The organism is Candidatus Hydrogenedentota bacterium (assembly GCA_019637335.1).
In the GTDB taxonomy this organism is placed as follows: domain Bacteria; phylum Hydrogenedentota; class Hydrogenedentia; order Hydrogenedentales; family JAEUWI01; genus JAEUWI01.
Genome location: JAHBVV010000043.1, coordinates 12182 through 38912 on the forward strand (window position 1 = coordinate 12182; position 26731 = coordinate 38912).

General features: G+C 64.1%; 18 protein-coding genes. 15 read left to right on the forward strand and 3 right to left on the reverse strand.

Annotation, left to right across the window (positions count from 1 at the left end):
* Positions 1-35: 35 nt before the first annotated feature.
* Positions 36-779 carry a PEP-CTERM sorting domain-containing protein gene (locus KF886_25905; GenBank protein ID MBX3180798.1) on the forward strand — a complete coding sequence of 248 codons (744 nt, stop codon included), beginning with the start codon at positions 36-38 and terminating at the stop codon, positions 777-779.
* 365 nt (positions 780-1144) lie between these two features.
* Here KF886_25905 and KF886_25910 read toward each other — a convergent pair whose 3' ends face one another.
* Positions 1145-1837, reverse strand: a complete 693-nt coding sequence (locus tag KF886_25910) for a response regulator transcription factor (GenBank protein MBX3180799.1) — start codon at positions 1835-1837, stop codon at positions 1145-1147.
* Positions 1838-2359: 522 nt separating this feature from the next.
* Entirely contained in the window at positions 2360-3982 is a 1623-nt protein-coding gene (locus KF886_25915; GenBank protein MBX3180800.1) for a sulfatase, read from the reverse strand.
* A gap of 404 nt (positions 3983-4386) precedes the next feature.
* Here KF886_25915 and KF886_25920 point away from each other — a divergent pair, with 404 nt between their 5' ends.
* The 11 genes from KF886_25920 to KF886_25970 all read left to right on the forward strand — a co-directional run bounded on the left by KF886_25920 (position 4387) and on the right by KF886_25970 (position 20897).
* The gene (locus KF886_25920; GenBank protein MBX3180801.1) at positions 4387-5469 is read left to right on the forward strand and encodes a prepilin-type N-terminal cleavage/methylation domain-containing protein; all 1083 of its coding nucleotides are present in this window, start codon (positions 4387-4389) and stop codon (positions 5467-5469) included.
* Between the two features lie 167 nt (positions 5470-5636).
* Positions 5637-5933 carry a hypothetical protein gene (locus KF886_25925; protein ID MBX3180802.1) on the forward strand — a complete coding sequence of 99 codons (297 nt, stop codon included), beginning with the start codon at positions 5637-5639 and terminating at the stop codon, positions 5931-5933.
* A 71-nt stretch (positions 5934-6004) separates the two neighbouring features.
* On the forward strand, positions 6005-7105 hold the full coding sequence (locus tag KF886_25930; protein ID MBX3180803.1) for a hypothetical protein: 1101 nt from the start codon (positions 6005-6007) through the stop codon (positions 7103-7105).
* 80 nt (positions 7106-7185) lie between these two features.
* Complete coding sequence (locus KF886_25935; protein MBX3180804.1) at positions 7186-8178, forward strand: substrate-binding domain-containing protein; 993 nt, start codon at positions 7186-7188, stop codon at positions 8176-8178.
* Between the two features lie 8 nt (positions 8179-8186).
* Positions 8187-9707, forward strand: coding sequence for a sugar ABC transporter ATP-binding protein (locus tag KF886_25940; GenBank protein ID MBX3180805.1), 1521 nt, complete (start codon positions 8187-8189; stop codon positions 9705-9707).
* Positions 9708-9753: 46 nt separating this feature from the next.
* Complete coding sequence (locus tag KF886_25945; protein ID MBX3180806.1) at positions 9754-10653, forward strand: ABC transporter permease; 900 nt, start codon at positions 9754-9756, stop codon at positions 10651-10653.
* Entirely contained in the window at positions 10650-12227 is a 1578-nt protein-coding gene (locus tag KF886_25950) for a hypothetical protein (GenBank protein MBX3180807.1), read from the forward strand. The genes KF886_25945 and KF886_25950 overlap by 4 nt, the downstream gene beginning before the upstream one ends.
* Before the next feature lie 269 nt (positions 12228-12496).
* The gene (locus tag KF886_25955) at positions 12497-13897 is read left to right on the forward strand and encodes a hypothetical protein (GenBank protein MBX3180808.1); all 1401 of its coding nucleotides are present in this window, start codon (positions 12497-12499) and stop codon (positions 13895-13897) included.
* A 151-nt stretch (positions 13898-14048) separates the two neighbouring features.
* The gene (locus tag KF886_25960; GenBank protein ID MBX3180809.1) at positions 14049-16973 is read left to right on the forward strand and encodes a hypothetical protein; all 2925 of its coding nucleotides are present in this window, start codon (positions 14049-14051) and stop codon (positions 16971-16973) included.
* Positions 16974-17015: 42 nt separating this feature from the next.
* Entirely contained in the window at positions 17016-18941 is a 1926-nt protein-coding gene (locus tag KF886_25965) for a hypothetical protein (protein ID MBX3180810.1), read from the forward strand.
* Positions 18942-18971: 30 nt separating this feature from the next.
* The gene (locus KF886_25970; GenBank protein MBX3180811.1) at positions 18972-20897 is read left to right on the forward strand and encodes a hypothetical protein; all 1926 of its coding nucleotides are present in this window, start codon (positions 18972-18974) and stop codon (positions 20895-20897) included.
* Between the two features lie 548 nt (positions 20898-21445).
* Here KF886_25970 and KF886_25975 read toward each other — a convergent pair.
* On the reverse strand, positions 21446-22528 hold the full coding sequence (locus tag KF886_25975) for a GntR family transcriptional regulator (protein ID MBX3180812.1): 1083 nt from the start codon (positions 22526-22528) through the stop codon (positions 21446-21448).
* 614 nt (positions 22529-23142) lie between these two features.
* On the opposite strand from KF886_25975, the gene KF886_25980 reads away from it, so the two are divergent.
* From KF886_25980 to KF886_25990, 3 genes are all read left to right on the forward strand, one after another.
* Positions 23143-23640 carry a D-lyxose/D-mannose family sugar isomerase gene (locus tag KF886_25980; GenBank protein ID MBX3180813.1) on the forward strand — a complete coding sequence of 166 codons (498 nt, stop codon included), beginning with the start codon at positions 23143-23145 and terminating at the stop codon, positions 23638-23640.
* 149 nt (positions 23641-23789) lie between these two features.
* Complete coding sequence (locus tag KF886_25985; GenBank protein MBX3180814.1) at positions 23790-25163, forward strand: aspartate aminotransferase family protein; 1374 nt, start codon at positions 23790-23792, stop codon at positions 25161-25163.
* Complete coding sequence (locus KF886_25990; GenBank protein MBX3180815.1) at positions 25160-26323, forward strand: Gfo/Idh/MocA family oxidoreductase; 1164 nt, start codon at positions 25160-25162, stop codon at positions 26321-26323. The genes KF886_25985 and KF886_25990 overlap by 4 nt, the downstream gene beginning before the upstream one ends.
* Positions 26324-26731: the final 408 nt, after the last annotated feature.

The following is a 26731-nucleotide window of genomic DNA, read 5'->3' on the forward strand; positions in this document are numbered from 1 at the left end:
TACCCATGCGAACAACGACAAGAAGAAGATCCCCCATGCAGCATCGAAAGGCTTTCCCGGCAATGGCCCTCGCCCTGGGCGCCGGTCTGGCGGCCGCAACAATGCTGGCGCCGGGCCGCGCCGGGGCCGTCGTCATCTACGACAACGGCGGGCCATCGGTCCTCAACGTCGTCAGCGACCAGGATGACCTCGGCAATGTTCCCGGGGTGGACTTGCCTATCATCTTGAGTGATGATTTCGCGCTGGACGTGGACTCGGAATTGCAGGATGTCCACTGGTGGGGTTCCTACGCGCTGGACGTGGCGCTGGAGCTCCCCGAGGACGACTTCCGGCTGCAATTGTTCGCCGATGTCGGCGGCGCGCCGGAGATCAACCCCTTCTATTCCGTCGGTCTCGGCGAGGTGGGCCGCGTGGATACGGGCGATACCGACGCGGCTGGCAACCCGATCTACGAGTACTGGGTTGACTTGGCCGATCCAATCACCCTGAGCGCCGGCGTCACCTACCACCTCTCCATCGCAAATGACACAAGCGAGTCCATCGCCACCTGGCTGTGGGCAGCTTCCACGGAGACCGAGCGGTTCGGGTACCACCTGCGAGCCGGCGACGACATGCTCTGGTTGCCTCAAATGGTTCCCCCGAACCTCGCCTTCAATCTAACCGGCGAACCCCTGAATGGCGGGGCCCCCATCCCCGAACCCGCCACCGTCTCGCTGCTCGGCCTCGGCGTCGCGGGCCTGGTTGCGCGGTACCGCGGGAAGCCAAACCGGCGATCGTAGGTCTTCCTCCCCGAGGGCGGCCCTGCCACCCCTCGCGGCATGAGCCCGGGACAAAGGTCGCGCAGCGTCCCGCGCTCATGCCGCACCTTGTGGCGGGCGCCGGCCGATCCGCCGGCGCGAAATAACCGGAGGGGGCAACAACCGGCAATGAAAGGCCCGCGCCATGCTGCTCCAATGTTGCAAGTGCAAGTGCGTTCGACTCGGCGACGCATGGATTCCGCTATCGCTTGACGGCGTGCAGGATCCCGTGTCCCACGGGTACTGTCCGGATTGTGCGCGCAGCGCCTTTGCGGAAATACACTGGAGGTTGCACGCCCGGCAGTTGAGAGAGGAATAGCGGCGCGCGGCGCGATCCGGCGCGCGGCTCAGCCCTGCGCCTTGATCGACCAGCGCATCGCGCATTCCTTCAATTCATGGGCGGACGAGAGATGGAGCTTGCGCCGGATATTGGCCCGGTGCGTCTCCACAGTCTTCACCCCAATCCCCAGATAGGACGCGATGGCCACCGTGGACATGCCCTCGCCAATCGCCTTGAATACCTGGAGTTCGCGCATGCTCAATTGCTTGATCAGATTGCCCGATGGCTGGCGCCCATCCACGTCGCCAGACCGCCCGCCGTCCAGCAAATCCTCCCCCAGGTACGTCTCGCCCGCCAGGACGCACCGGATCGCCGCCAGCATTTCGTCCAGCGCCGAGACCTTCGAAATGAAACCGCTAGCGCCCGCCGCGATCGCCTGCCGGGCATACACCGGCTCCGCAAAAACCGACACAATTAACACCCGGGTTCCCGGCGACAACTTCTGGATGCGCCGCGTTACATCGATCCCGTCGCCGTCCTGCAGGCCAATATCCACGATCGCCACATCCGGCTGGTGCTCAAGAATCAGCTGGAGACCATCCCGCGCGCCCTCCGCCGTGCCACACACCTCAAGATCGGCCCGCTCGCCTATTAAGCCGCAGAGCCCCTGCCGGATGAGCGGGTGGTCATCAACCACCACAATCCGACCGCACTGCCCTGGCGGCCGCGCGGGCAGGCCTCCTCCCCGGGTATCGTCCATTTCCGTATCCTTCACGCGGCGGCAAGCACACGCAACCCATAGCCCGGCACCCGCGGCGCTCCGATACGCAACTCCCGCGGGATTCGCGCGGAGCCCACGCCGCCAACGGGGAGCCACTGCCCGCCAAGCCCGTTAACCAGCATGCAGCATACACCACGCCCGCACCCGCTTTTCCAATTCGCACCACCCCGCCCCACGCCGCAGGCGCGCCAGGATCGCGGACGTTCATGTCCGCGGCAAATGTAGGATAGCCGTCCCGACTGTCCACCGCGCCGGAGGAGCAAAGTGTCGTGGAGATTCAAGTCCGCTGCAGGACGAGGCACAAGACATTTCCTAATCGATTTGAACGTGAAGAGGCCCAGGCCCCAATGCGTTCCGCTCCTCGGGACTCCGATTACGTCTCTTTATGTCCCGAACTCCCTCTGCCGCGCTTACTCGCATGTTAACGGACCGTTCGCGCTATTTCCGCGCGTCGCTGCGTCAGACGGCAAAAACGTTATGATGGCGCGAACTTCGCCCTGTTCACGGGGGGCCCGAGGCGCGCCAGCCGGCGCCGAGCATTCCGATCAGTTCCCGGACCGTCGCCGCGTGCGCGGGGTCGTCCGCAAGGTTGTGGGTCTCGCCGGGGTCGGTCGCGTAGTCGTACAACTCGATCGCTTCGATTTTCTCGGGCTCCAGCACATGCTCCCAGATCACCAGCCGGTGGCGGTCCGTCCGGATCGCCCGCCCCATCAGGTCGCCGGGTTGCGGGGCGATTTCCGGGCGGCTCAGCCGGACGGGATTCGGGAACTGGCTGAATGCCGCGCGCTTCCAGGGGCGGTCCGGCGCATCGAGCAGGGGCGCGAAGCTGGCGCCCTCGAGGGCCGGGGGGGCCGGCAGGCCCGCCAGCTCGCACAGGGCGGGGAAGAGGTCCACATACTCCACGAGGGCGTCGGTGCGGGCGCCCCGCGCGGCCATGCCCGGCGCGGCGACGATCAGCGGGGCGCGCGTGGCGGTCTCGTAGCAGGTCTGCTTGCCCCAGCGGCCCTGCTCGCCCAGGTGGTAGCCGTGATCCCCCATGAACACGACGATCGTGTTGTCCGCGAGTCCGAGGCGCTCCAGTTCATCCAGCACGCGGCCGGCCTGCGCGTCCACGAAGCTGGCGCACGCCGCGTAGCCGTGCATCAGGGCGCGGGCCGTGGCGTTGTCCAGCGGGCCCTCGGGAACTGTATCCTCATAGGCCCAATGGTCGTGCATGCGGGGATAGGTTTCGATGGAGACCCCCGCCGGCATCGCGCCATTGGCCACGGGATCGAAGTCGGCCCGGTCGTAGAGGTCCCAGTATTGCTTCGGCGCCACAAAGGGAACGTGGGGCCTGAGGAAACCCACCGCCAGGAAAAACGGGCCGCCCCGCGCCGCCCGCAGCGCCTCGATCGCGCGATCGGCGATCTGTCCGTCCCCGAGGTCGCTGTCGGGGACGTCGGGGGCCTCCAGAAGGGCCCCCTGCACGAAATGGCGCTTCCACTCACCGCCGCCATATCGTGCGCGCTCCTCGGGGGTCAGTTCCGCCGGCGTCTGGAGGCGGTTGTGGATGCAGGTCTCCCCCCGATACATCCCGCAGCCCGGATGCCGCAGAAAAACTGACTCGGCCAGGGCCATGCCAGCCTCCGTATGGTAATACTGCGGCGGGGGATACCACGTCGGCTCACTCCAGGAGGGGGGATCGTCCAGCCGCGCGCTCACGTAGGCCTGGGCGAAGCTGGGGTGAAAGATTTTGCCCGCGGCCTGGGTTCGGTAGCCGTGCCCGCGGAAGTGCTGCGGCAGCGTCACAATCCGTGGATCGTGCAGGCGGAAATGCGTGTCATTGTCGAAGATCCGGGTGGTGTCCGGCCGCAGCCCCGTCAGAAAGCTGGCCCGCGAAGGCCCACAGACCGCGTTCTGGCAGTACGCCCGGTTGAACAGCAGGCCCCGATCCGCCAGGCGGTCGAGGTGGGGCGTCCGCACGGGCGCCGCGGCATAGGCCCCGATCCACGGGCGCATATCGTCGGCAATAAGGAGCAGCACGTTGGGAGCGGGCGCGGCGAAGGCGGCCGTCGAATGGACGAGCAGCAGGGCGGCGGGCAACAGCGTGGCGGGCGACAGCCCGCAAGATCGGAATAGGGACATGGGTCTTGCTCCGGATTCGTTTTCGGGGCCATGGTCGCCGAGTGCACCCGGGCCAGCATGCCGGAAATCAGTGGCGGATGCACGCGTGGTTCGTCTCAGGGGCGCCCAACAGTATCGATAAATCTGACTCTAGCGACATTGTAAGCCGGAGGGTGGGGCCTACGCAAGGGCCTGAAACTTAGCTATTCTTCGCGTTTGGCGTGTTTAGATGGGGTTTGGGAAGTGCTTGACAAGGATGAAAGCTTGTGTTAACTTGACATGGTCGATACACTCAGCACGTGGTGGTCGATTCAGTCGGGATGGTGTGGCGAGCCGGTTCGGGCGCGGGCCCGGCGGCGACGCGGATCGTGCAGGCGTTTTTATTCATGGTTTTGGCGCATTAATTCAACAGAGGAGAAGAAGTCATGACAGGCAGAAGGCGAGGATTTACCCTGATAGAGTTGCTCGTGGTCATCGCGATCATCGGCATCCTGGCGGCGATTCTACTGCCGGCTCTGGCCCGGGCGCGCGAAGCGGCCCGGCGCGCGAGCTGCCAGAACAACCTCAAGCAGTGGGGCCTGATTTTCAAGCTCTACGCCGGTGAGAGCGAAGGGGAACGATTCCCGTCCGGCTCGCAGTGGATTGCGGGCGGCTGGATCTGGTCGATGGGGGTGGACAGCGAAGCGCTGTACCCGGAATACTGGACCGACCCGAACATCACCATATGTCCCTCGGATTCGCGCAATGGCCGCCCGCCGATTTCCAACGGCGCCTCCATCTGGTTTACGGGTTCCGTGGGTATTCAGGAGAACATTGCCGAACAGGTCAACCGGATTCAGGGCAGCACCCCGGAAGCGAACGCGGTGCGCCACGGGATCCTGTCCTGGCCCGTTTCGTACTTCTACATGCCGTATGCGGTAACCACAAGTTCGCAGCTCATGGACGCCTACTACGGCACCTGCTGGTGGTACCTGAATCCGTCGACGCCCAGCCAGCCGGAAATCAGTTACTCCTCCGCGCAGGTCACCGCGGTCGGCGGTCCCCCGGAATGGTCTCGCGTGGTGAAGTGGCAGAACCGTTCGCAGCAGGATATCGCGGCGGGCGCGCCCCAGCTCCCCTCGACCTACCTCAGCTTCCTGCCGGTCGGCGATGACAACGGCGCGCTGCTGACCTCCGGGTACAAGCGAACCCGGGAAGGCATCGAGCGCTTCTTCGTCACCGATATCAACAACGCGGGCGCGTCGGCCAAGGCGCAATCGGAAGTCATTGTCATGTTCGACGCGTGGTCCGGGTCGGAGACTCAGTCCGTGGAGGGCATCTCCAACGTCGCGCAGTTTAACCACATTCCCGGCGGCGTAAACGTGCTGTACATGGATGGCCACGTGGGCTATGTGAAGTACAACGATGGCGCGCCGGTAAATCCGGCCAGCGGCCCCGGAAGCAATGGCGTGTGGCCCCTCAGCGTGTTCCTGGTGGGCGATCTCACCCGGGGCGCCGGCTTCGGCTGATACCTTCTTGCATCGTAATCGGCGGCGGCGCGGGGCCGCGAGGCGCCCGCGCCGCCCAAATCCAGACCCAGGTTGGAGCATGGCCCGTGGAAAAAAAGACAAAGCGGCGGCATAAGCATAGGAAACCCCGTCCAGATACGCCATCGGGCGGACCAAAACCGTCGAAATTGCAGAGGAAGCTCTCCCGATTCGGAAGAAAACTGGCGAAACTGGTTCCGTCCTTTCCGAAGGGGGCCGGCAAACGGGCGGAAACCCCGTCCCGGGCCGCGTCCAAGTCTGGGACGAAGGGGATTCCCCGGCTCGCCCTGTTAATTCCCCTCCTGGTCGCGGGGGCGGCGCTCGCCGTTTTTCTGCGCAGTTGCAACTCCACCCAGGTGGTTATCGAAGAGAACGAGGAGATGATCCGGGTAAGGCAGATGATGAACCAGGTTCTGGAGCAGCAACAGCAGCAGAGCGGGCCGTGAGGGCGCGCGGGCGCGGGCCGCGGCCACCGCATCAACACCCCGTAGTACCGCTGGGCTCGAAAGGAGCAGCCATGCGCGGGGCCATCGCATGTCTCGCCATGCTGCTGGCCGCCGGTACGTCGCCCCGCGAGGGCGCCGCGGCGGCGGAACCCGCCGACATCGTCGGAATCAACCATATCAACAGCTTTTATCACTTTACCGGCGGCGACTATATAAACGAAGGGGCGGATCAGATTCTGGCGTTGGGCAGCCGTGTCATCAAATTGATTATTCGCGACCGGCTGGAGGGCTACTACAAGTTCAACACCAAATGGCCGGAAATCACGAGCCTGGTCCAGGCGGCGAAGACGCCCTACTTCCGGGAGGTGTTTTCCAAGCCCTTTACCGCCTTTGTGCTCATGGCCTATGCGCCCGGCCCCGAAATTCACTACTTCACGGGCGGTATGACCCCGGAAGACGAGACGCGCGAACGGGACGCCTTCTATGAATTCACAAGCTATCTGCTCACCGAATACCGGGGCTCCGGAAAGACCTTCGTGCTTCAGAATTGGGAGGGCGACTGGGTGCTGACGCCCCCGCCGCTCGATATGGACAAGAAGCCGGACCCCGTGGCGGTGGACGGCATGATCAAGTGGCTCAATGCGCGCCAGGATGGCGTGCGGCGCGCAAGGGAAGCGCTGGGAATGGACGGCGTGCGGGTGTTTCACGCGGCCGAAGTGAATCTGGTCGAGAAGGCGCAACTTGGCCATCCCACGGTAACCAATGATGTCCTGCCCCATACAAGTTGTGATCTCTATTCCTATTCCGCCTACGACACGATGGCGCAGAGTGAGGAGAAGTATCGCGCGGCCCTCGCCTACCTGGCCGAAAAAGCGCCCGACAGCGAGCACTTCGGCGCGAAGAATGTTTATGTGGGCGAGTTCGGGTGGCCCGAAAGCCTGGTTAGCGAGGAGCAGCGCCTGAACATGATACGCTACAGCGTGGAAGCCGCGCTGGAGTTCGGCGCGCCCTACATCCTCTTCTGGGAATTGTATTGCGATGGGCCGAAGGCGGGAAGCGCGCCGCCATATGAAAACGGCGAAATGATGGGCAACTGGTTAATCCGGCCCGACGGATCCAAGTCGCCCGCCTGGCGCTATTTCAGAAATCTATTCGCCGCAAACGCGGATTGAGCGGCGGATACGCGCCAGCCGCGGACAGTCGCGCCGGCGCGGGTTGAATTCACGTTCGAATAGGCTGGAAAGGTATTGGTATGGGTTCAAAGGCAATTGGAGTAATGGCGGCCGCGCTGGCCGCCCTGTGCGCGGTCTTCGCGGGGTGCCAGCCCCAGCCGGCGGTGGACGGCGGACGGATCACGGTCGGCGCCATCGTTTTTCAGGAAGATCAGTACTTCCGCCTGATCGCGCAAGGCATGCGCGACGCCGCCGCAAAGCTCGACGTGAACCTCATGCTGAATAACAGCTTCGGAACGCTCGACAAGGAAATCGCCATCATCGACACCTACCTCGCCAATCGGGTGAACGCCCTCGTCATAGCCCCGTTGAGCCCGCAGAGTTCCATCCCCGCGCTCAAGCGGACCCACGACCGGGGGATACCCGTCATTACTTACGACGCGCACGTGGAGGCCGACTTTCCCGCAAGCAACATCCGCAGCGATCAGCTCGAACTGGGCCGCATCACGGGCGAGGCGGCCCGGGCGTTCATCGAAAGCCAGCTCGGCGGCAACGCCAGGATCGCCATCGTGCAGTACATCGCGCTGGCCCCGGAAACCGCCAGCCAGCGCGTGAAGGGCTTCAAGGATGAAGTAACAAAGCTCCCCGGCGTCGAAATCGTCACCGAGCAGGACGCCTGGCTCGCGCCGGAGGCCACCTCGCTCGTGGAAAACATGCTGACGGCCCGGCCGGATATCGATCTGATCTGGGCGGCCAACGAGGGCGGCACCGTCGGCGCGGTTAATGCGGCGGGCGCGGCGAACCGGAAAACACCCGATCACCATGTGTACGTCTTCGGCACCGACATGAGCGAACAGATCGGGGCCTTTCTGCTCTCCGGGGAAAACGTCCTGCAGGCCGTTACGGGCCAGAAGCCCTTCGATATCGGCGCCCAGGCGGTTCAGGCGGCCGTGGCCGTGTTGAATAACCAGCCGGTGGAGAAGAAAGTGGCCCTTCCGGGGCTCCTTTTCTCGCGCAACAACCCCGCCGAAATTGAGGAGTACCTGGCCCTGCTCAAAGAGCTCGCCAGCTGATCGCCATGATGACCGAACCCCAAGTCGAAGCCAGAAATATTACCAAGGTTTATCCCGGCACGGTGGCGCTGAAGGGCGTGAGCCTTGCCTTTATGCCGGGCGAGGTGCACGCGCTCATCGGCAAGAACGGCGCGGGCAAAAGCTCCCTCGTGAAAATTCTCTCCGGCGCCGCCCGGCCCACGGAGGGCCGCATCCTGGTGGGCGGGCGGGAGGTGGAGCTCCGCTCGCCCGGCGACGCCTTCCAGAAGGGCGTCGCCACAGTCTACCAGGAGCTCAGTCTCGTGCCGGGCCTCAGCGTGGCCCACAACATGCTCCTGGCCAACCTCCCCACGAAGTTCGGCGGAATCTGCATTGACTGGACGGCGGTCTATGATCGCGCCGCGGCCATTCTCGAAAGCCTGAACCTCAACATCAATCCCCACCGGCCCGTCAATACCCTCGGGATGGCAAGCCAGCAAATGGTGGAGATCGCCAAGGCGATGTCGTTCGAGCCGCGTGTTCTGATGCTGGACGAACCCACCTCCTCACTCGCAAACGACGAAACGGACAGCCTCTTCCGGCTGATCCGAGAGCTGGCCGCCAAGGGCGTCGCCATTATCTACATCTCCCACCGCCTCCAGGAACTGAAGCGGATCGCGGACAAGGTCTCCGCGCTGCGCGACGGGGAACTCGTGGGGACGATTCCGATCGAGGAAGCGGATCCCGCCACCGTCGCCCACATGATGTTCGGCGAGGTCGTGCCCCGCCATCGTCCGGAAAACCTGGAGGCGGGGGAGGGCACGGTGCTCGAAGTGCGCGGCCTGGAACGCGCCGGCAAGCTCCACGGCGTCTCCCTCTCGCTCAACCGCGGCGAAATACTCGGTATCGCCGGGCTCGTCGGCGCGGGGCGCACGGAACTGCTGCGTTCCATCAGCGGCGCGGACGGGATCGATTCCGGCGAAATCATCATCGACGGCCACGCCGTCACACGGCCGACCCCGGCGAGGATGAAGGGGCTCGGCATCGGGCTCATCCCGGAAAACCGGAAGGAAGAGGGCCTCGTGCTCAGCCTGAACACCCGGGAGAACATTTGTCTCGCGAGCCTGGGCCGGATCGCCTGGCGCGGCGTGATCTGGAAGGCCCGCCAGGCCCCCGCGGTCCGCCGGAACGTCGAAGGGCTCCATATTGCCGTGCACGACGTGGAAGCCCCCGTCACGACGCTCAGCGGCGGCAACCAGCAGAAGGTGGTGGTCGGGAAGTGGCTCAACACGGAACCGCGCGTCCTCCTCCTCGACGAGCCGACCCGGGGCATCGATATCCAGGCCAAGCAGCAGATCTTCCAGTTGATCTGGGATCTGAGCAAGCAGGGTATCAGCACGATTTTCGTATCGAGTGAACTTGAAGAGCTGGTCGACGTCTGCCACCGCATCGTGGTTATGCGCGAGGGCCGGATCGTCGGGGAAGTCTCCCCGGATTCGATCACGCCGCAGAAGTTGTTTGAGTACTGTGTGGGCGCGGGCGCGCCGGTGGAAGGTGTATCAAATGCTTAAAGCAGTCCTGGGCGGAGACGCCCGGCAATGGTTGTCCCGGTCCGTGATGGATCTTGTGCTTCTGGCAATTTGCATCGTGCTCGCGTTCACCGCCCCGAACTTCCTGTCGCTGGAGAACTTCCTCAATATCCTGCGCGCGGTCTCCATGATGGGCCTCATCGCCTTCGGCATGACCATGGTCATCATCTCCAAGGAGATCGACCTGAGCGTCGGTTCGGCCGTGGCCCTCTCCGGCTGCATCGCCGCCAGACTGATGCAGATGGGGGTCCCGATTCCCCTCGCCATGGTCATTACCCTCGTTACCGGCGCGCTGATCGGCGCCTTCACGGGATTCATACGTGTCAAGTTCGAGGTGCCCTCCTTCATCACCACACTCGCGCTCTTCACCGCCGAACGCGGCGTCGCCCTGATGATCACAAATGGCTTCCCCATCGCGATTACCTCCGAGTGGTACGCCTTCCTGGGCGGCGGATACGTTTTTGGTATTCCGTTCCCCGCCATCATATTCATCATCGCCTTCGCGGCCATCCATTTCCTCATGAAGTACACCGTCTTCGGCGGCGAGGTCTACGCCGTGGGCGGAAACGACGAAGCGGCGCGCCTCTCCGGCATCAACGTGGGCCGGGTGCGCATTCTCGTCTTCTCGATCACCGGCGGGCTTGCGGCGCTCAGCGGCCTGCTGATGTCCTCCCGGATCGCAAGCGGATCGCCGACCCTCGCCATGGGGCTGGAGCTCGATGTGATCGCCGCGGTCATCATCGGCGGAACCAGCTTCACCGGCGGCATCGGCACCGTCCGGGGCACCCTGATCGGCGTGCTGTTCATCGGCGTCATCACCAACGGCATGACGCTGCTCAATCTGGATGTCTACTTTCAATACATCGTGCGCGGTGGCCTGATCCTGGCCGCCGTGCTGGCAAACCGGCTGCAGGAGGTCAAGAAATGAACGCAAGAATCGCAATGTTGCTCGCCCTGGCGGCGGTCTGGGCGGGAGCCATGCCCGCCGCGGGCGCCCAGGAAACGTCCAGTTCCTGGGACAAGCCGCCGATGATCGGCATGTACGTGCACCAGCACTGGTCCTACAACCACCCGTATGCCGCGCGCACGTGGAACATGGACGACTGGAAAGGCTACCTGGACGGCCTGAAGAGAATCGGCTTCAACACCGTGCTGATCTGGCCGGTGCTGGAGACCATGCCCGATCCATTGACGCCGAGCGACGAGGAGAACCTCGAAAAAATGGCGGCGGTCGTCGATTTCGCGCACTCGCAGGACATGCGGGTCCTCATCGCGCTCTGCCCCAATGTCATCGCGAAGAACGACGAGGCCAGCAAGTACACCTTCGTCGAGCGCCCCTTCTTCTACACGGACCAGCGCGTCAACCCGGCGGACGCCATCGCAATGGGCAAGATGCTCGAATGGCGCAAAAAGATCTTCACGCCCCTGAAGAAGATTGACGGCGTCCTGATCATCGACAGCGATCCCGGCGGCTACCCGGGCTCGGACAATGTCGAGTTCGTTTCGCTGCTGAACTCCCACCGTACCATGTTCAACGAGCTGAACCCGGATATCGAGCTGTACTACTGGATCCACGCGGGCTGGGAAGCCTACTGCCGCTTCTACGAGACCGCCGAATTCGCCATGGGGGAAACCGACGAGATCCAGGAGGCCATCTCGCTGCTGGCCAAGGTCAATCCCGAACCCTGGGGGCTCGCAAGCGGCCGCGGGCCCGGTGTCGCCGATTTTATCGGCAGGCCGGACCGTGTCCTCAACTACCAGTACGGCGCGATCGAAGGGGAGCCCAGTTTCCCCATGCTCAATTTCGGCACCGAGCGGGCGTACGTCGTAGGCAAGAACAAGGGTGTGCGCGGCACCCTTGGCAATTCGCAGACCCACTGCCTGCAACTCCCCAACGCCTTCCTGTTCGCCCGCGGCGCGAATGACCTGCCCATGCCCGAGCGTGGCGACTACGTGACCTTTGCGGAGCGCCTGCTGCCCGGACACGGTGAAACCATCGTCGCCGGGTGGGAAGCGGTGAACCAGATCGACCCCGCCATCATTGAGGCGGCGGAGGCCAACGTGACCGCCATGCTGAACACCGAGCTGAAGCCGGGCGACCTCGAAGGGCTCCTGTTCGGCGATCCCGCGCGTTTCGTGAAGGACCTGGGCCACGTCCTGCGATTCCGCGCCACGCTGGAACGATTCCGCGCCGCCGCGTTGGAAGGCGCGGACAAAGCCGTCGTGGCGGAAACCATGGCGGCCTTCGTCAAGGAAGCATCCGACTGGCAACAGGTCCATGACTACAAAAACAACTGGTACATGCCGCGCATGGAAGAGGCGCTGGTGAAGGTCGATCCGGCGGTGTACGGCCCCTTCTTCGTGCGCGATCAGAACGCCTACAAGGGCGAGGGCGACACCCCCTTTGAGCAGGTGCAGAACGCCTACAAGAAGGTGGAAACCTTCACGCCGCGCTTGATCGAAGCCATGAAGAAGACGGTCGCGGAACTGATGTCACTTTAGCCGAACGATGTACAGTGGCCAAACTAGAGCGACTTGCAAAATAAAGGCGACGCGCAACTATGGAGTGCCGGCAGATTTCGCCGCTGGCGCAAGACAGCTATAGAGCGCCGGCGGCCCGCCGGCAAATTGCGCCCCCGGCGCAAGCCAGCTACGGAGCGCCAAGGCGCGCCGGCAAATTGCGCCCCCGGCGCAAGACAACTATGGAGCGCCAAGGCGCGCCACCCGGGCGCTGAAGGCGGCCGGACGCGAATGAGAAAGGCTCTGAAAGAATGAACCGCAGGGAATTTCACAAGACATGCGCCCTCGGCGCGGCTTCCGCCATGCTGGGCCAGCGCGCCGTTGCCGCGGCGGGGGAGAATCCCCGGAAGCCCTTCAAGCTTCGGGGCGTCTACTTTCACGACGGGTTCACCGTCGATCCACAACATCACGCGCCGCTCCACTGGGGCCGCGAGGAGTGGCTGCGCCAGATTCGGTGGCTGCACGCGTGCGGCGTGAACGCGGTCGAGTTCGCCACCATGCTCGAATTCAATCGCATCCCGCAGACCGAAATGGAGCGCGAGAAAATCGAGGACCGCAGGCTCGTGTTGGAGCTGGCCCACTCGCTCGGTCTGGAATTCGGTTACATCCTCACCAATACGGTCGTCAGCACCGTGCCCGAGGGCGAGGAGCCCGGCCACCAGCTGCTCAACCGCGCGGTCCAGCTCTGCCCGCAAGATCCCGGAAATTTTGAGAAGACCATCGCCCTCCAGGAATGGTACATGGACACCTACAAGGAGGCCGATTTCTTCGACGAGTTCGCCGCCGACTGGGGCGGGTGCCATTGCGGCCAGTGCGCGGTTCCCGACTTCATGCGCTATGTGGATACCCTCGCCAAAAAACTCCAGGCGAAGAATCCAGATGCGCGGATGTACGCCAACACCTGGTGCATCGCCTACTGGGGCCCCGGCCCCGAGGAGCAGGGCTGGGAGAAGGTTTTCGACAACGAGATCCGCGGATCGCGCGAGGTGATCGAACTGCTCGACACCATGCCGAAAAACGTGCACCTCGCCCTGCCGTGCCACCACCTCTACCGCCCGCTCGTCTACACCACCAAGGGCGGCAAGGCCAACACCCCGGTCTTTCCGACCCGCGAGGACATCAAGAAAGTTGAGGCGATGGGCCGGGGCGTCCTGGCGTGGCCCCATTTTGTGATGGACGACGACACCGGCCGCGCGCCGCAGTGGGGGCTGGTCCACAGCGAGGTGCGCTACATCCGCGATTTGCTCCAGCGACTCCAGGAAACCGGCATCGATCAGGTCATGGGTAACCTCTACTTGCCCTATTTGCAACTGTCGAACACCTACGCTTACGGCCGCCTGCTGGACAATCCCGATACGGAGCCCATGGTCATCCTTCAGGACTTCGCGAAGCTCGTCGCGCATCGGGACGACGCCGATCAACTCGCGGAGGTGCTCGCCTGGCTGGAAAACCACAGCTACTGGGAAGAGCAGATGCCCAAGGATGGCCGCCTGCCCGAATTGCCCTGTTCCCTGGATAAGGCGGGCGCCCTCAACGCCATCGCCGCCATCCGCCCCAATGCGTCCCCGGAGATGCCCGTGCCCTACGCCCCCGACGCGTGGTTCAAGGATGTGGCCCGCTCCATCGAAAAAATGACCTGGGTGACAGAATAAACCGAGATTCACGTTGGCGTTATGTCGTCTGCTGGCCGCCATCGGGACGCTACTGAATCAGCGCAATTGTGCCACGCGATCCGGCAACGCCGGTTCGTGTGCCCGTTGGAAGACTTACCCAACCATGGTTTTTGAAAGCCTGGAGTTGTCTATGAAGCCGTGGAGATTCACCTTTTTCCTCGCCCAGGTCCTCCTGATCACGCTGGCCTGTGGAAGCGCTATCGCCGCCCCGCAAACGCCCGTGCAGGTCGTCCTGCCCGATGACCTCGCGGCGGCGCTCGCCGCCGATCTGCCCCCAAACCTCCAGCCCGTGCCCCGCTCCGGACTGGACGCGGAAGCGCTCGTGGCGCACGCGGCGGCCGGCGGCGCCATCGTCTGGATCGGTTCGCCCGACGGGCTGCCGCCCGAGTTATGGATCCAGAGTTTCGAACTGTCACCGGAACCCCTGAATATCTCCCAGGCCGCCGCCGCGCCCGTGGACCTGCCCGCGGCCTTTCAAATGATTGCCCGCGCGGAATCGGCCTTCCTCTACAGCGCAAACGAATTCCCCAAGCACAACATCGACGAGGAAATTCGGGCCGATTTCCTGCCCATCCTGGCGGCGCGGGATCGTTTCGGCGAAGTCATCGGTTATCCCGGCGTGCTGGTGAGCCATGTCGCGCCGTCGCTCGTGAAGAACCGTTTCGATGGCTGCCAGGCGTATTTCTTCTTCTTTGAAGACCCCCTCGCCGCCCGGCACGAGAATCGGTGGCGGGAACTCCTCGCCGCCATCGCCCTGCGCCACGAAAGCGGGCTACAAGTGGAGTATGTCGAAACAAACTACGCTTCCTACCGCCCCGGCGAACGCGCCCAGATTCGCGCGCGCATTCGCAACTTCCGAAGCGCGGGCGCGTCCCTCAACGTGCGCTTTTCCATCGCCGCGCCCGGCGATTCGGCGTGGCGCACGCTCGCCACGGTCCGGCGCGTCGCCGGGGGCGACAGCGCAACGGAGGCCGTGGCGGATTTCCCCGTCAGCGGCCCCGATGGATTGCACCGGATCCGCGTCGAAGTCCTGCAGGATGTCGCCTTGGCCGAAAAGACCGCCGTGCTCGGCGCCCCCGAAGTCATTGAGGCCCGCGAAACCGCCATCGTGGTGCTCTCGGAGGGATGGTCCACGCCCGAACTCCTCACCGTAGACGGCCTGAATTTCGCCATCGCCGGAGAACCGGGTTTCTACGCCGGCACGCATTACTACCCGTCGAATGTCTGGTGGGAGTGGGCCTGGCGCGATTTCCGGCCCGCGCTGGCCGACCGCGATTTCCGCGGCATGCGCCAGGCGGGCAACCGCATCGTGCGCGTCTGGGCCGACCCCACGCTGGACGAAATATCCCTGCGCGCCAAGGACGCCGCCGTGTGGATCGCCGCATCCCACGGCATCGTGCTGGATGTGTGCGTGTTCAATCAGTGGGTGCGCGACTTGAGCTATCCCGGCGAGGACGGCGCCCAGGTCGACTTCGAATTTCGCCACCCGAAGGACTTCAACCTCTACAGCTTTTCGCTGCGCAACTTCGATCACCAGCGCAACTACATCCAGACACTCGCCCGCCGCTGGCCGCGCGCCGGCAACGTGCTCTACAACCTGGCGAACGAAACCTACGTAAAAGATCCCGACGCGTCGCAGATGGATCCCGAGGTCCGCGCGTGGGACGAGGCGGCGTTGCCCTCCGGCGAGCGGCGCGACTCCCTGCTGTTTCAGCGCTGGGGCGAGGAACTCGAACAGGCCGTGCGGGATGCCGGCGGCGCGCAGATGGTCTTCCCGGGCTACATGTTCTCCCTGAGCATAGGCGGCGACGCCTTTCTGGGCAACGCCCTGGCGCCCTTCATGACCTGGCACGGCTACTTCTCACCGGAGGGCATTGGCCAGACTGTGCATTATTTTGATTCGATTTCTTCCGATCGCCCGCTCCTGCTGGAAGAATTTGGCAACCTGGGTTGGAACAACGCCGTCCACTATGACGCCGCTATGCACTATGCCCTCGCCGCGGGCGCCGGCGCAGCCATGTCCTACGAATGGGGCATCAGCTGGATGGCCCGGGAATCCTCCTTCGTGCCCCTGCCCATGCGCGACGCGCTGGAAGGCGCCGACCCGCGCTGGTTCCAGCCCATTGTGGACTACGCGCGCGAAAACGCCAGCGAGTCGGGGGTGGGCATCGCGCCGTGGCCGAGCGGATGGGGCTACGGCTCCATATACCATGGCACGCCCTTTCCCGCGGAAGCCGCCGAGGCCGTCCAACGCATGGCCCGGTTCGGCGATCGCTTCGCGCGCGCCAGCCAACCGGAATCCGTGTATGCCGTCATTCCAGAGGCGAACACCGTCACACTCAACACCGCCATGCCGATGTTCAAGCACCTGTGGGCGCGCGGCGTGCGCTTCGGCGTCTGGCAGGAGGTCCACCTCGATGCCCTTCCCGATTCCGCGAAGTGGGCGATTTTGCCCGCGCCGCTCTCCACGGACCAGGCCCAGGCCGCATTGCGGGAGCGCCAGGCGATGGGCCTCGTGGTGCTTGATGGCGCGGCCCTGACCGATGAAGCCATGACCCAGCTCCCCGCCGTGGACTTCGCGCCCGCGGACGGAATCAACATGCTCGTCCGGCATACCGTACACGGCCCCTTGTACGCATTCCTGAGCGAACGAATCGATGTGGATCTAACGGCCCGGATCGATGGGAGGGAGGTAACCGCGGAGCTGGACAACTACGTGCTCGTGCAGTCGTCGCCCGGGGGCCCGACCCTGATCGAAGCATCGGGCACAGTGGCTGTGGACGGTGATCCCGTCTTTTCGGCGGAAGGAGGCCGGGTCATCGCCGCTTCGGTGGACGGATCGCCGCTGCGTTCCGCCGCACGATGGAAAGTCGCTGTCAGCAGCGCCCCGACTGTGCTCGACGTTCCGCGCGCCATCGCCGGGGTGGAGGTGCTGCGCAACGATAGCGGCCAGACCGCCCGCGTGGAAATCGCGCCCGGCGCTACCCAGATCACCATCGACCGCGAAATGGCCCGGTACCCCGTATTGATCAAATTCCAGGCGCCCGCCCAATGACCCCGCCGGCCCTGGACGCAACACATGCAGGTGTATAGTTCAATGAAACCCGTTCGATTGGCTGCCAATCTCATCCTGCTCCTCGCGATTCTGGCCGCAACTTCGCCTGCCCCGGCGGAGTTTGTACCCCTGGAAGGCATGGCAATCCAGGGCCCGATCACGCCTTCGGAAGGGGAACTGCTCGCGGTGCGGGCGTTCAATATGCGCCTGGCCCAATTCACTGGAACGCCGGCTCCAGTGCTCTGGGGCGCCGCCAACAACCCGCCCGCCACGCTGCTCGTGGGTACGCGTGTAAGCCAGCCCGACGCCTTCGCGGAGTTCGCGGGAGCGCTCCCCGACGTCCCAAATAGCGACGCGGCGGATCAGTCGTATCGTATCGCGTCCACAGAATCCCGCATTGTCGCATTGGGGGCCGGCGCATCGACCTCGGGTCGATCCTCCCTCGGGCTTGGCTACGCCCTGGGTGAGTTGCTCCGCCGCCTCGACAAGCGCGACGGCGTCTGGGGTTTTGAGCTTCCGGACTACCCCATCACCGGCGCGCCCGCGATGCCAAACCGAACGCTCTACCTGAACAGCGGCGCGGGCCGGCCCAAAGGCGTTTCCCTGGAACATCTTTCCGAGGCCGAATTGACGGGCTATGTCGATTTCCTCATCGAATCGGGCATTTCTCGCTTGTCCTTCTGGCAGGTCCACCCCGGTTACCTCTATCCGGGGAATGCCGAAGCGCAGCGGCCTGGCAACGTACGCATTCACCAGGTGCTGCGCACGATCTTCGACTACGCGCGCCGCCGGGGCCTCGAGGTCTACCACCAGTTGACCCCGGCCTATATCGACCCGAGCCCGCTCGGCGATCCGGATCGCTATCGCGGCGTCGGCTGGTACACCGAGAAGGCGGGCCACGGCGGCATCTGCTGGAGCCAACGCGAGGTCCGCGAACTCGCACAGAAAATGGTGCGCCTCGAGATGGAGTACTTCTCGCCGGTCGACGGCTACGTCGTGTGGTTCTATGATCCGGCGGGCTGCTTCTGCGATCAGTGCAAGCCCAACCAGGCCGGCGTTCTCTACGATCAGTATCAGAGCATCGCCGCGCGCGCGAACGACATCAGTCCCAGAGCCCGCATGCAGGCCGTACTCTGGCCCACATGGATTTTCCCGCAATACGAGCACGAGGGCATTCCCTTCAATGCGGAGGAGCGCGACGCCTTCGTGAAGGACTTCCTCGGGCGGCTTGCGGCGGCAAACCCGCCGCGCACGGTCTCCATCATGGACAGTTGCGAAGGCGAGTACACGAATATCTTCAACGGGCTCGTGGACCCCACCGTTTTCCAGCGCAACGGGTTTATCTACAGCCTGCTCGGCTATCCGGGCGAAACCGCGAATATCTTCATGCCGTACCGATTCGGGCAGCAGGGCAGCGTGCTGGGGAAGGCGCGCGATGCCGGCCTGGAGGAGTCCACCCTCTATGATCACTATGCGCCGGTGAGCCAGCCGGTCGTGCATGGCTTCGCGCGCATCCTGTATGACAAGACGATCGACGGCCCCGCCGCCCTTGCGTCGTATGCCGCCACCGTGGCCAAGGCCGATGCGCGTGCGCCGTTCACCGCCATGCTGGAGGCCCTCGGCGCCATGGACGACGCCACGACCTATGAGGAGCGCGAGACGCACCTGGATGCCGCGGACGCCGCCTGGCGGATGGCCGCCGAAAGCCCCGATCTGCACGTGTCCCGCGAATGGATGGACGGCTACCTGCGCGCGCAGCGCCACTACCTGGCCATGGCGCGCACAACCACACCCGAATCCTTCCTCCAGGCCTATGAGGCGTTCAAGGCCGGCATCGGCGCCATTCCCATGTACGAGGATTTCGCGGCGCGCTCCCTCACGCCGAAGGTTGTCGCGGAAATGCAGGTCGGTACTTACTGGCGCCACCCCTGTGGCGACGCGACATCGAAGGGCGTTCCCACGCATTAGCAACCCACCCACATCCGCGGAGGAATGAACGTGCTGAATAAGCCGCATACAACCATCGCCGGGGCGCTGCTCGCCCTGCTGCTGGCCGCGCACGCGCCGCTGTGCAAGGCGGAACACTTCGTGCCGGTGCGTGACATGGTAATCCATGGCCCCGGAACGCCAACCGAGGCGGAGCTGCTCGCCGTGCGCAGCTTCACCGGGGCCGTCGCGCGCATTACGGGGGCGCCGCTTCCACAGGCCTGGGGCGGCGACGTCGCGGTGGGGGAGATCCCGCTTCGCGTGGGAAACGCCACCACGCTCGGTGCGCGGCTCGAATCGGTTGACCGCTCCGAGCTACCGGCGGGCGATGCGGACGCGCGGCGCCAGTCCTACGTCGTCGCGGCGTCTCCGGATGGCGGTATTCTCGCGGCGGGCCTCGGCGAGGAGGAGGAGGCGCGCGCCTTTCTCGGCCTGGGCTACGCCCTGGGCGACTTGCTGCGACGCCTGGATATGCGTGATGGCGCGTGGGGCTTCGTCTTGCCGGAGGAACCCATCCTCGCCGCGCCGGCCATGCCCAACCGCACGCTCTACCTCATGAACAGCAACCACATGAACCCCGGCCTGTCGATCGAGTACTTCAGCGAGGCGGATATCGAGGCCTACGTGGATTTCCTCGTCGAGGCGCGCTACTCCAGGGTCTCCCTCTGGCAGTGGACCGCAAACATGCTGTACCCCGGTAATTTCGAGGAAAATCGCGCCCGCAACCAGATGACCCACCGCGCCATGCGCCACCTGTTTCGCTATGCGCGCCAGCGCGGCCTCCACGCCTACCACCAGCTCGCGCCCATGCACGCCAACGTCAAGCTATTGCCCGACGACCCGAAATTCCGGGCGACCGGCTACTATGCTCCGAACAGCATTTGCTGGGCCCAGCCCGAAGCCCGCGACCTCGCGAAAAACATGGCGCGCCTGGAGATGGAGTACTACGGGCCCGTGGACGGCTATATCGTATGGTTCTACGACCCGGGCGGCTGCTTTTGCGACGTATGCAAGCCGAACCAGGCCCAACACTTGTTCGAGCAATTCACGATGGTGCATGAACTATCGAAAACCATCAGCCCCGGTGCGGAATTCCAGGCCGTGCTCTGGCCCACGTGGTGTTTTCACGAGTACACGGACCGCGGCATACCCTACGAGGACCCCGAGGAAGTGAACGCCTTCGTCTCCGATTTCCTCGGCAAGATGCGAGGCGCGTTCGGACCGCGTGAAATCACCATCATGGACACGGCGGAACTGGAAGGCTCGAACATCTACAACGGCCTCGTGGATCCAGCCGGCTTCAAGCGCTCCGCCTTCCTCTACAGCGTCATGGGACTGCCGAGTGAGTCCGTGTTCCCCTTCGCCTCCTTCAAAATCAACGAGATCGCCCGCGTCATGGGCCGCGCGCGCGACCGGGGCGTGGAGGACGCAAACTTTTTCATCCAATACGCCAACGTGAACCGACCGTCGGTGTACGCCTTCGGTCATGTGCTGTACGACCGAAACACCACGGCGGAGGCCGTGCTTCGCGGATTCGCCGCAACGGAGGCCGCTGGCGAAGCGCGCGAACTCCTGTATCATGTTCTTGATCGCCTGGAGGCCATGCAGGCGGCCGCGACCTACGACGCAAAGGAGACAGCGCTCGGCGAGGTGAAGACCGCCTGGGAGGCGCTGAGCGCGCATCCCCGCTACCTCGGCAACCGCGAATGGCTTGAGGGATTCGTGCGGTCGCAGCAACACTACCTCGGCATGGCCCGCGCCGCGTCGGAGGTGGAATTTACCGATCAGCTGAATACGCTCAAGGCAAAACTCGCCGAAATTCCGATGTGGGAAGATTTCGCGAGACGTGTACTGAGCCCGGCTCTCGCCGCGGGCCACATTCAGACGTACTGGCGCGGCCCGCTCAACGACCCGAATATCGTGGGCCTTCCGAAGTAGCAGCCGATGCCTCGGCGTCCTGGCATCGGTTTGGGTGACACTTTAGCTGCCTGAACGAGCATGTATAGTCCCAGGCACGCCGGCAATTTGGGAGGAAGCACGGTAAGAGGATCGCGGGCATTCCTGCCTGCGGCAACGCCCGCTTCGGCATTCGACGGGCATGGCTCGCCTGGAATAGGACCCACGCATCCCCAAAACCGGAATGCAGTGGGGGCCGGGGTCAATTCACAAGCGCAGCGATCACATCAAGTATTGCGCTCCCGCTGCCGCAGGCAGGCCGAAGGTGCGCCGTGGCGTAAATGTCCGCGATCTCTTGATTCACGCTCTCGTGACCGAAAAATGCGTTAACACCGGGGGAACTTCATTACGCTATAGTGTTACCGGTTCGGTAGCCATCGCCATTTTCGCAGGAGAGAGCGCCCGCGCGACAATGCGCCGAAGGCGCGCATCATACCAGCCCGGAACAAGGGCCCGGGATCATCGGCCATGGAAGGCAGGGGAGAGGGCTGAAGGCTCGTATCATGGATGCATGGCGCCAGCCAGCCCCGTCAGTGGCGCCCGGACTTGGGCCGGCCGGTCGACGCACGCTCCACCACGCGCGGCACGATCAGAATCTCGCGCGGACGGACGCTCGACTGGCGCGCGTCCATCCGCTGGAGGATGCACTCGGCGGCCTTGCGGCCAATCTGCTCCTCGTGCTGCTCCACAGTCGTGAGCGGTATTTCCAGGTACTTCGCCGCCAGCACGTCGTCATACCCCATCAGCGAGATATCGCCGGGAATCGAGTAGTCATTGGCGCGAAGCAATTGCATGGCCTGCATCGCAAGCATATCGTTGACCGCAAAGACCGCGGTCAGGTGTTCCCGGCGCACAAAGTCCACAAATCCCTGGCCCAGCTGCTTGTGCGCGCCGGCGCTGAACACCCGGTTCTCGGGAAGGGAGAGCCGGTGCTCCGCGAGCGCCTGCTTGAAACCCTCCAGGCGCGCCCGGGACGTGAACACCCAGTCCACATAGCCGATTTCCCGGTGGCCCTTCTCCGCCAGGTGCGCCGCCGCCTCGTAGCCGCCCCGGTAGTGGTCGCAGTTGATGAACACGCAGCGGTCAAGCAGATCCTCGGGGCAGTGGTCGATGACCACCAGCGGCGGGCCGGTCACATTCGACGCCAGGTCCATCACCGGCACGCCGCCGGAAATGAGCACAACCCCCGCCGCCTGCTGCCCCGTCATGATCCGGTTGAACAGGCCGCGCTCGGAATCCGCGCGATAGCCCGTGCAGGAAAGCTCCACGATCACGCCCGCTTCCCGCAGGTGTTTTTCGACGCTGCCGACCACCTCCACGTTGAACGGGTTGGACATGTCGGGCACAATCAGCGCCACGCGCTTGCTCGTCCGGATCTGGAGCGCCGCCGCGTCCTGCATGCTCACGAACGTGCCGCGGCCGTGCTCCCGGCGGACGAAGCCCTCCGACTCCATCTCCGTAATGGCCCGCACCGCCGTCACCTTGCTGACCCGAAACTTCTCCATGATCTCCGATATGGAGTAGATCCGGGCGCCGGGGAGAAGCTCGCCGTCACGTATCTGCCCCAGAATCTCGTTGCGTATCTGGATATACTTGGGAGAGGAAGTAGTCACGCGGTGTCGTACCAGAATATCCTGCAAAACGCGCCCGCCGGCCGGAATCCGGCTGCGGAGCGCGAAAAAGTAACAACCTGCCAGTCTATCAGTAGAGCTTATACCACATTGACCAGCCCGGTGCAACGTCAGGGAAATCGCATTTAAACTCGATCTCGGTATATGGGCGTAAACTTGAGTCGATTTGGAACCTTCAATCAACGATAGTGAGCGTTTTGGAGCGCCGGCATCTGTGCCGGCACGGTCAGGGATTCGCCGCAGGCGAAATGCCAGCGCTCCAACACGCGCCCTTTTTAACATTGAAGGTGGTTCATGTGGCGCTCGGCTCAAGTTGGAAGTTTAAATGCGATTGCCCTGGGTGCAACGTTTTCGGAGAACCGGTTGCGCATGCGGAGGGACGCGGTCGCAACGGCGGAAAAGGGTTTTTTCGCTTGAATTTTCGGCGCGTTTATGCTACTGTACCGACCAAGTTTAGAGTTGCAGGACTCTTGCCCGCGTTACTATGCGCCAGCTCCCCGCGGATCCCCTCGAATCGCGGATGCCGCGCCGGCCTCCGGATGGCTCCGCCGGAACGCCGGACGTCCTGATGTGGAGCGTTGTCGGGAGGTATTTGGATGCAAGAACTGGAAAAAGCGCTCGGTATCTCGCTGGCCGGAGAAGCCCGGGAGGAGATTCTGGCCGCGTTCGACGCGCAGATCGAAGCGTGGGCGATTACCATGCCGGCGGTGCAGCCGCTGGTGCTGGATTTCGGCCTCGGACGCTTCAACGAGGTGGGGCTGGTCGAAGCGTGGATCTGCAACGAAACCGGCGCCGGGTACTGCGGCAAATACCTGTTTCTATTCGACGGGCAGCAGTGCCCCATGCACCGTCACCGGCTCAAGTCCGAAACGTTCTTCATCGCCCGGGGTGCTATTGATGTCTGCCTCGACGGGAAAAAATTCCGCTTGAAGGAGGGGGACACCCTCTTCATCGAACCGTGGTCCCCCCACAGCATGACGGGCGTGGGGCCGGCCCTCATCCTCGAGATTTCCACCGCCTGCCTGGTGGACGACAACTATTTTGAAGACCCCAACATCCCCATCGGAGGTAACTTCGGCGGCGGCGTTTTGTAATAAGCCCGCTGACCGATCGGACGCGCTTACTGCGGAACTTTTCGGCGCGACAAACTGGATCGGTCTGGACGCCTGACCAAAAGTAGGATAGGCGTCCCGCCTGTCCATGGACAGCCGAGACACCTGTCCGACCATAAGGAGACTGCGATATGCTAGCCACCCAGACTTCCCTCGAATGGGCCAACGCCCGTTGTGCGGATCTTCCCAACATCAGCGTGCCCCCGCCGGGCCCGGTGTCGAAGGACTACCACGCGCGCTGCTGCAAATACTTCAAGGGCCTCAGCGGCCAGGTGAAGCTCTTCCCCGTGGCCTTTGAGTCCGGCGAGGGCTGCATGCTCACCGACGTGGACGGCAACGAGTACATCGACTTCTCGTCGGGCATCTACGTCACCACGCTGGGCCACTGCCACCCGAAGATCAGCGAGGCCATCGCCAAGTACGCGGGGCAGCTGATGAACGCCCACGACTTCACCACGCCGATCAAGACCATGCTCGTGGAGAAGCTCGCGGAAATCCTGCCGGGCGACCTCAACGGCTTCCAGTTCTACGATTCCGGCACGACGGCGGTGGAGGCGGGCATCCGCGTGCTCCGCGCGGGCACAAAAAAGAACGAGACCATCTCCTGCTTCTACGACTACCACGGCAAGACCTACGGCGCGGTGTCGCTGGGCCACATCCGCTCGTCGGTCTATGGCGCGGTGCGTGCGCCCGGCGCCCACATGGTCCCGCGCCCCGATGTCTACCGTCCGATGTGGACCAAACCGGACGGAACGATCGACACGGACGCCTACATCAACTTTTACCGCGAATACCTCGACAAGGCCACCGTGGGCGACGTGGCGGGCTTCGTGCTCGAACCCATCCAGGGCTGGGGCGGCACCATCATGCCGCCGGATGACTTCTTCCCCAAGTTGCGGAAACTGTGCGACGAGCTTGGCATCCTGCTCATGGCCGACGAAGTGCTAACGAGCTGGGGTCGCACCGGCAAGTGGCTGTGCATGGAGCACTACGACACCCTGCCCGACGTCGTAACCATCGGCAAAGGCTTCGGCAACGGATTCCCCGTGACCTGCGTGGCGGTGCGCGAGCCGTACAAGGAGGCTTTCGAGGCCATCTCGGCATCCAGCAGCTACGGCGGCAACCCGATGGCCTGCGCGGCGGCCCTGGCGTCGACCGAGGTCATCGAAGAAGAAAACCTGCTCGAACACGCGCAGCATCTCGGCGATGTGGCGAACAAGCGCATGGCGAAAATGAAGGAAGAGCACAAAATCATCGGCGACGTCCGCGCCAAGGGCTGCCTCATGGGCATCGAGCTCGTGAAGGACCGAACGACCAAGGAGCCCTTCAACAAGGCGGGTGAGCTGGTCTACCAGAAGGCCTTCGCGAAGGGCCTGGCGTGGATCCCGGCGGGGCACATCCTCCGCATGAGCCCGCCGATCGTCATGAACGAAGAGACGCTGCTCAAGGGCCTCGACATCATCGACGAGGCCATCGGCGAGACCCAGAAGGAACTGATGGGATGAGCGCGCCAGCGTTGGGCGTGGGCATCATCGGGTTCGGTTTCATGGGCCACACCCACACCTACGGGCTCATCAATATACCGCTCTTCTACAACCCGGCCCCCTTCAAAGTGAAGCATATCTCGGTCTGCACGCCGGTGGCCGCGGAACGGGCGGCCGCCGAAGGCCTGGGCTACTACCGTAAGGTGGTGGCGGACTACCGCGAACTCATAGACGACCCCGAAATCGATGTGATCGCCGTGAGTTCGCCCAACCGCTTCCACAAGGAGCAGTTGATCGCCGCCATACAGGCCGGAAAGCACCTCTATTGCGACAAGCCCGTCGTGGCCTCCCTCGAAGAGGCCGAAGAGGTCTTCGAGGCCATGCGGGCCTGCAATTACCGGGGCAAGAGCCAGGTCGTGCTGCAATACCGCTATTTCCCCGCAACGCTCCGGGCTCGGCAGCTCATGGACTCGGGCTTCACCGGGCGGGTTTTCCACTACCGCGGCGGCTACCTGCATTCGAGCAACATCGACCCCGCGAAGCCCCTCAACTGGAAATCCGAAAAGAGCCAGGGCGGCGGCGGATCCCTCTTCGACATGGGCGCGCACACCCTCGACATGATGACGCACCTCCTGGGCGACGTGGCCTCGATCAACGCCCTCTGCGAGACCTTCATCAAGGAGCGCAAGCACAAGGACACCGGCGAGATCGTGCCCGTCGACACCGACGACGTCGCCCTGATGCTGCTCCGCCACAAAAGCGGGGCCGTGGGGACCCTCGAAGCAACCAAATTCGCCACCGGCGTTTGCGACGAACTGCGTTTCGAGATCCACGGCGAGCTCGGCGCCATCCGCTTCAACCTCATGGAGCCCAACTGGCTCGAGGTATACGACGTTCGCGACGACAAAGGCCCCTACGGCGGACAGCGCGGCTTCAAGCGCATCGAATGCGTCCAGCAATACGGCCCCCCGGGCGGCGGCTTCCCCAACCCGAAATTCAGCATCGGCTGGATACGCGCGCACATGCACTGCCTCTACAGCTTTCTGGAATGCATCGCGCTCGACAAAACGCCCAGCCCCTCGCTCGAAGACGGCATCCGCCTGCAGCGGGTCATGGTCGCCGGCTACCGATCCGCCGAATCCGGCCGCTGGGTGGACGTAGACTCCCTCGCGCTCCAGTAGCAGTCCAACCCCGCCAGGCCGTCTCACCCCAAGCCACCCACCCGGCGCACCACGGACAAGCCCGCAAGTCAACCCGTGCCACGCGATCGCGCCCCAGCGCGTTCGTGTGCCAGGAGCAACACCAGCCCAACACCACCAACACCACCCCACACGAGCGGCGAAACCACCCCACACCCCAAGCCCCCTCTCCCGGCGTGCCACGGACAAGCCCGCAAGGGCTTGCCCGTGCCAGTCCCGTCGCCACCCACCCCAGCCCCGGGCGTCAACCCGTGCCACGCGATCGCGCCCCAGCGCGTTCGTGTGCCAGGAGCAACGCACACCCACCACCGCCAACACCACCCCACACGAGCGGCTCCACACACCCACACACCCCACGCTCCAGCCCACGTCTCCCTCCCGGCGCGCCAC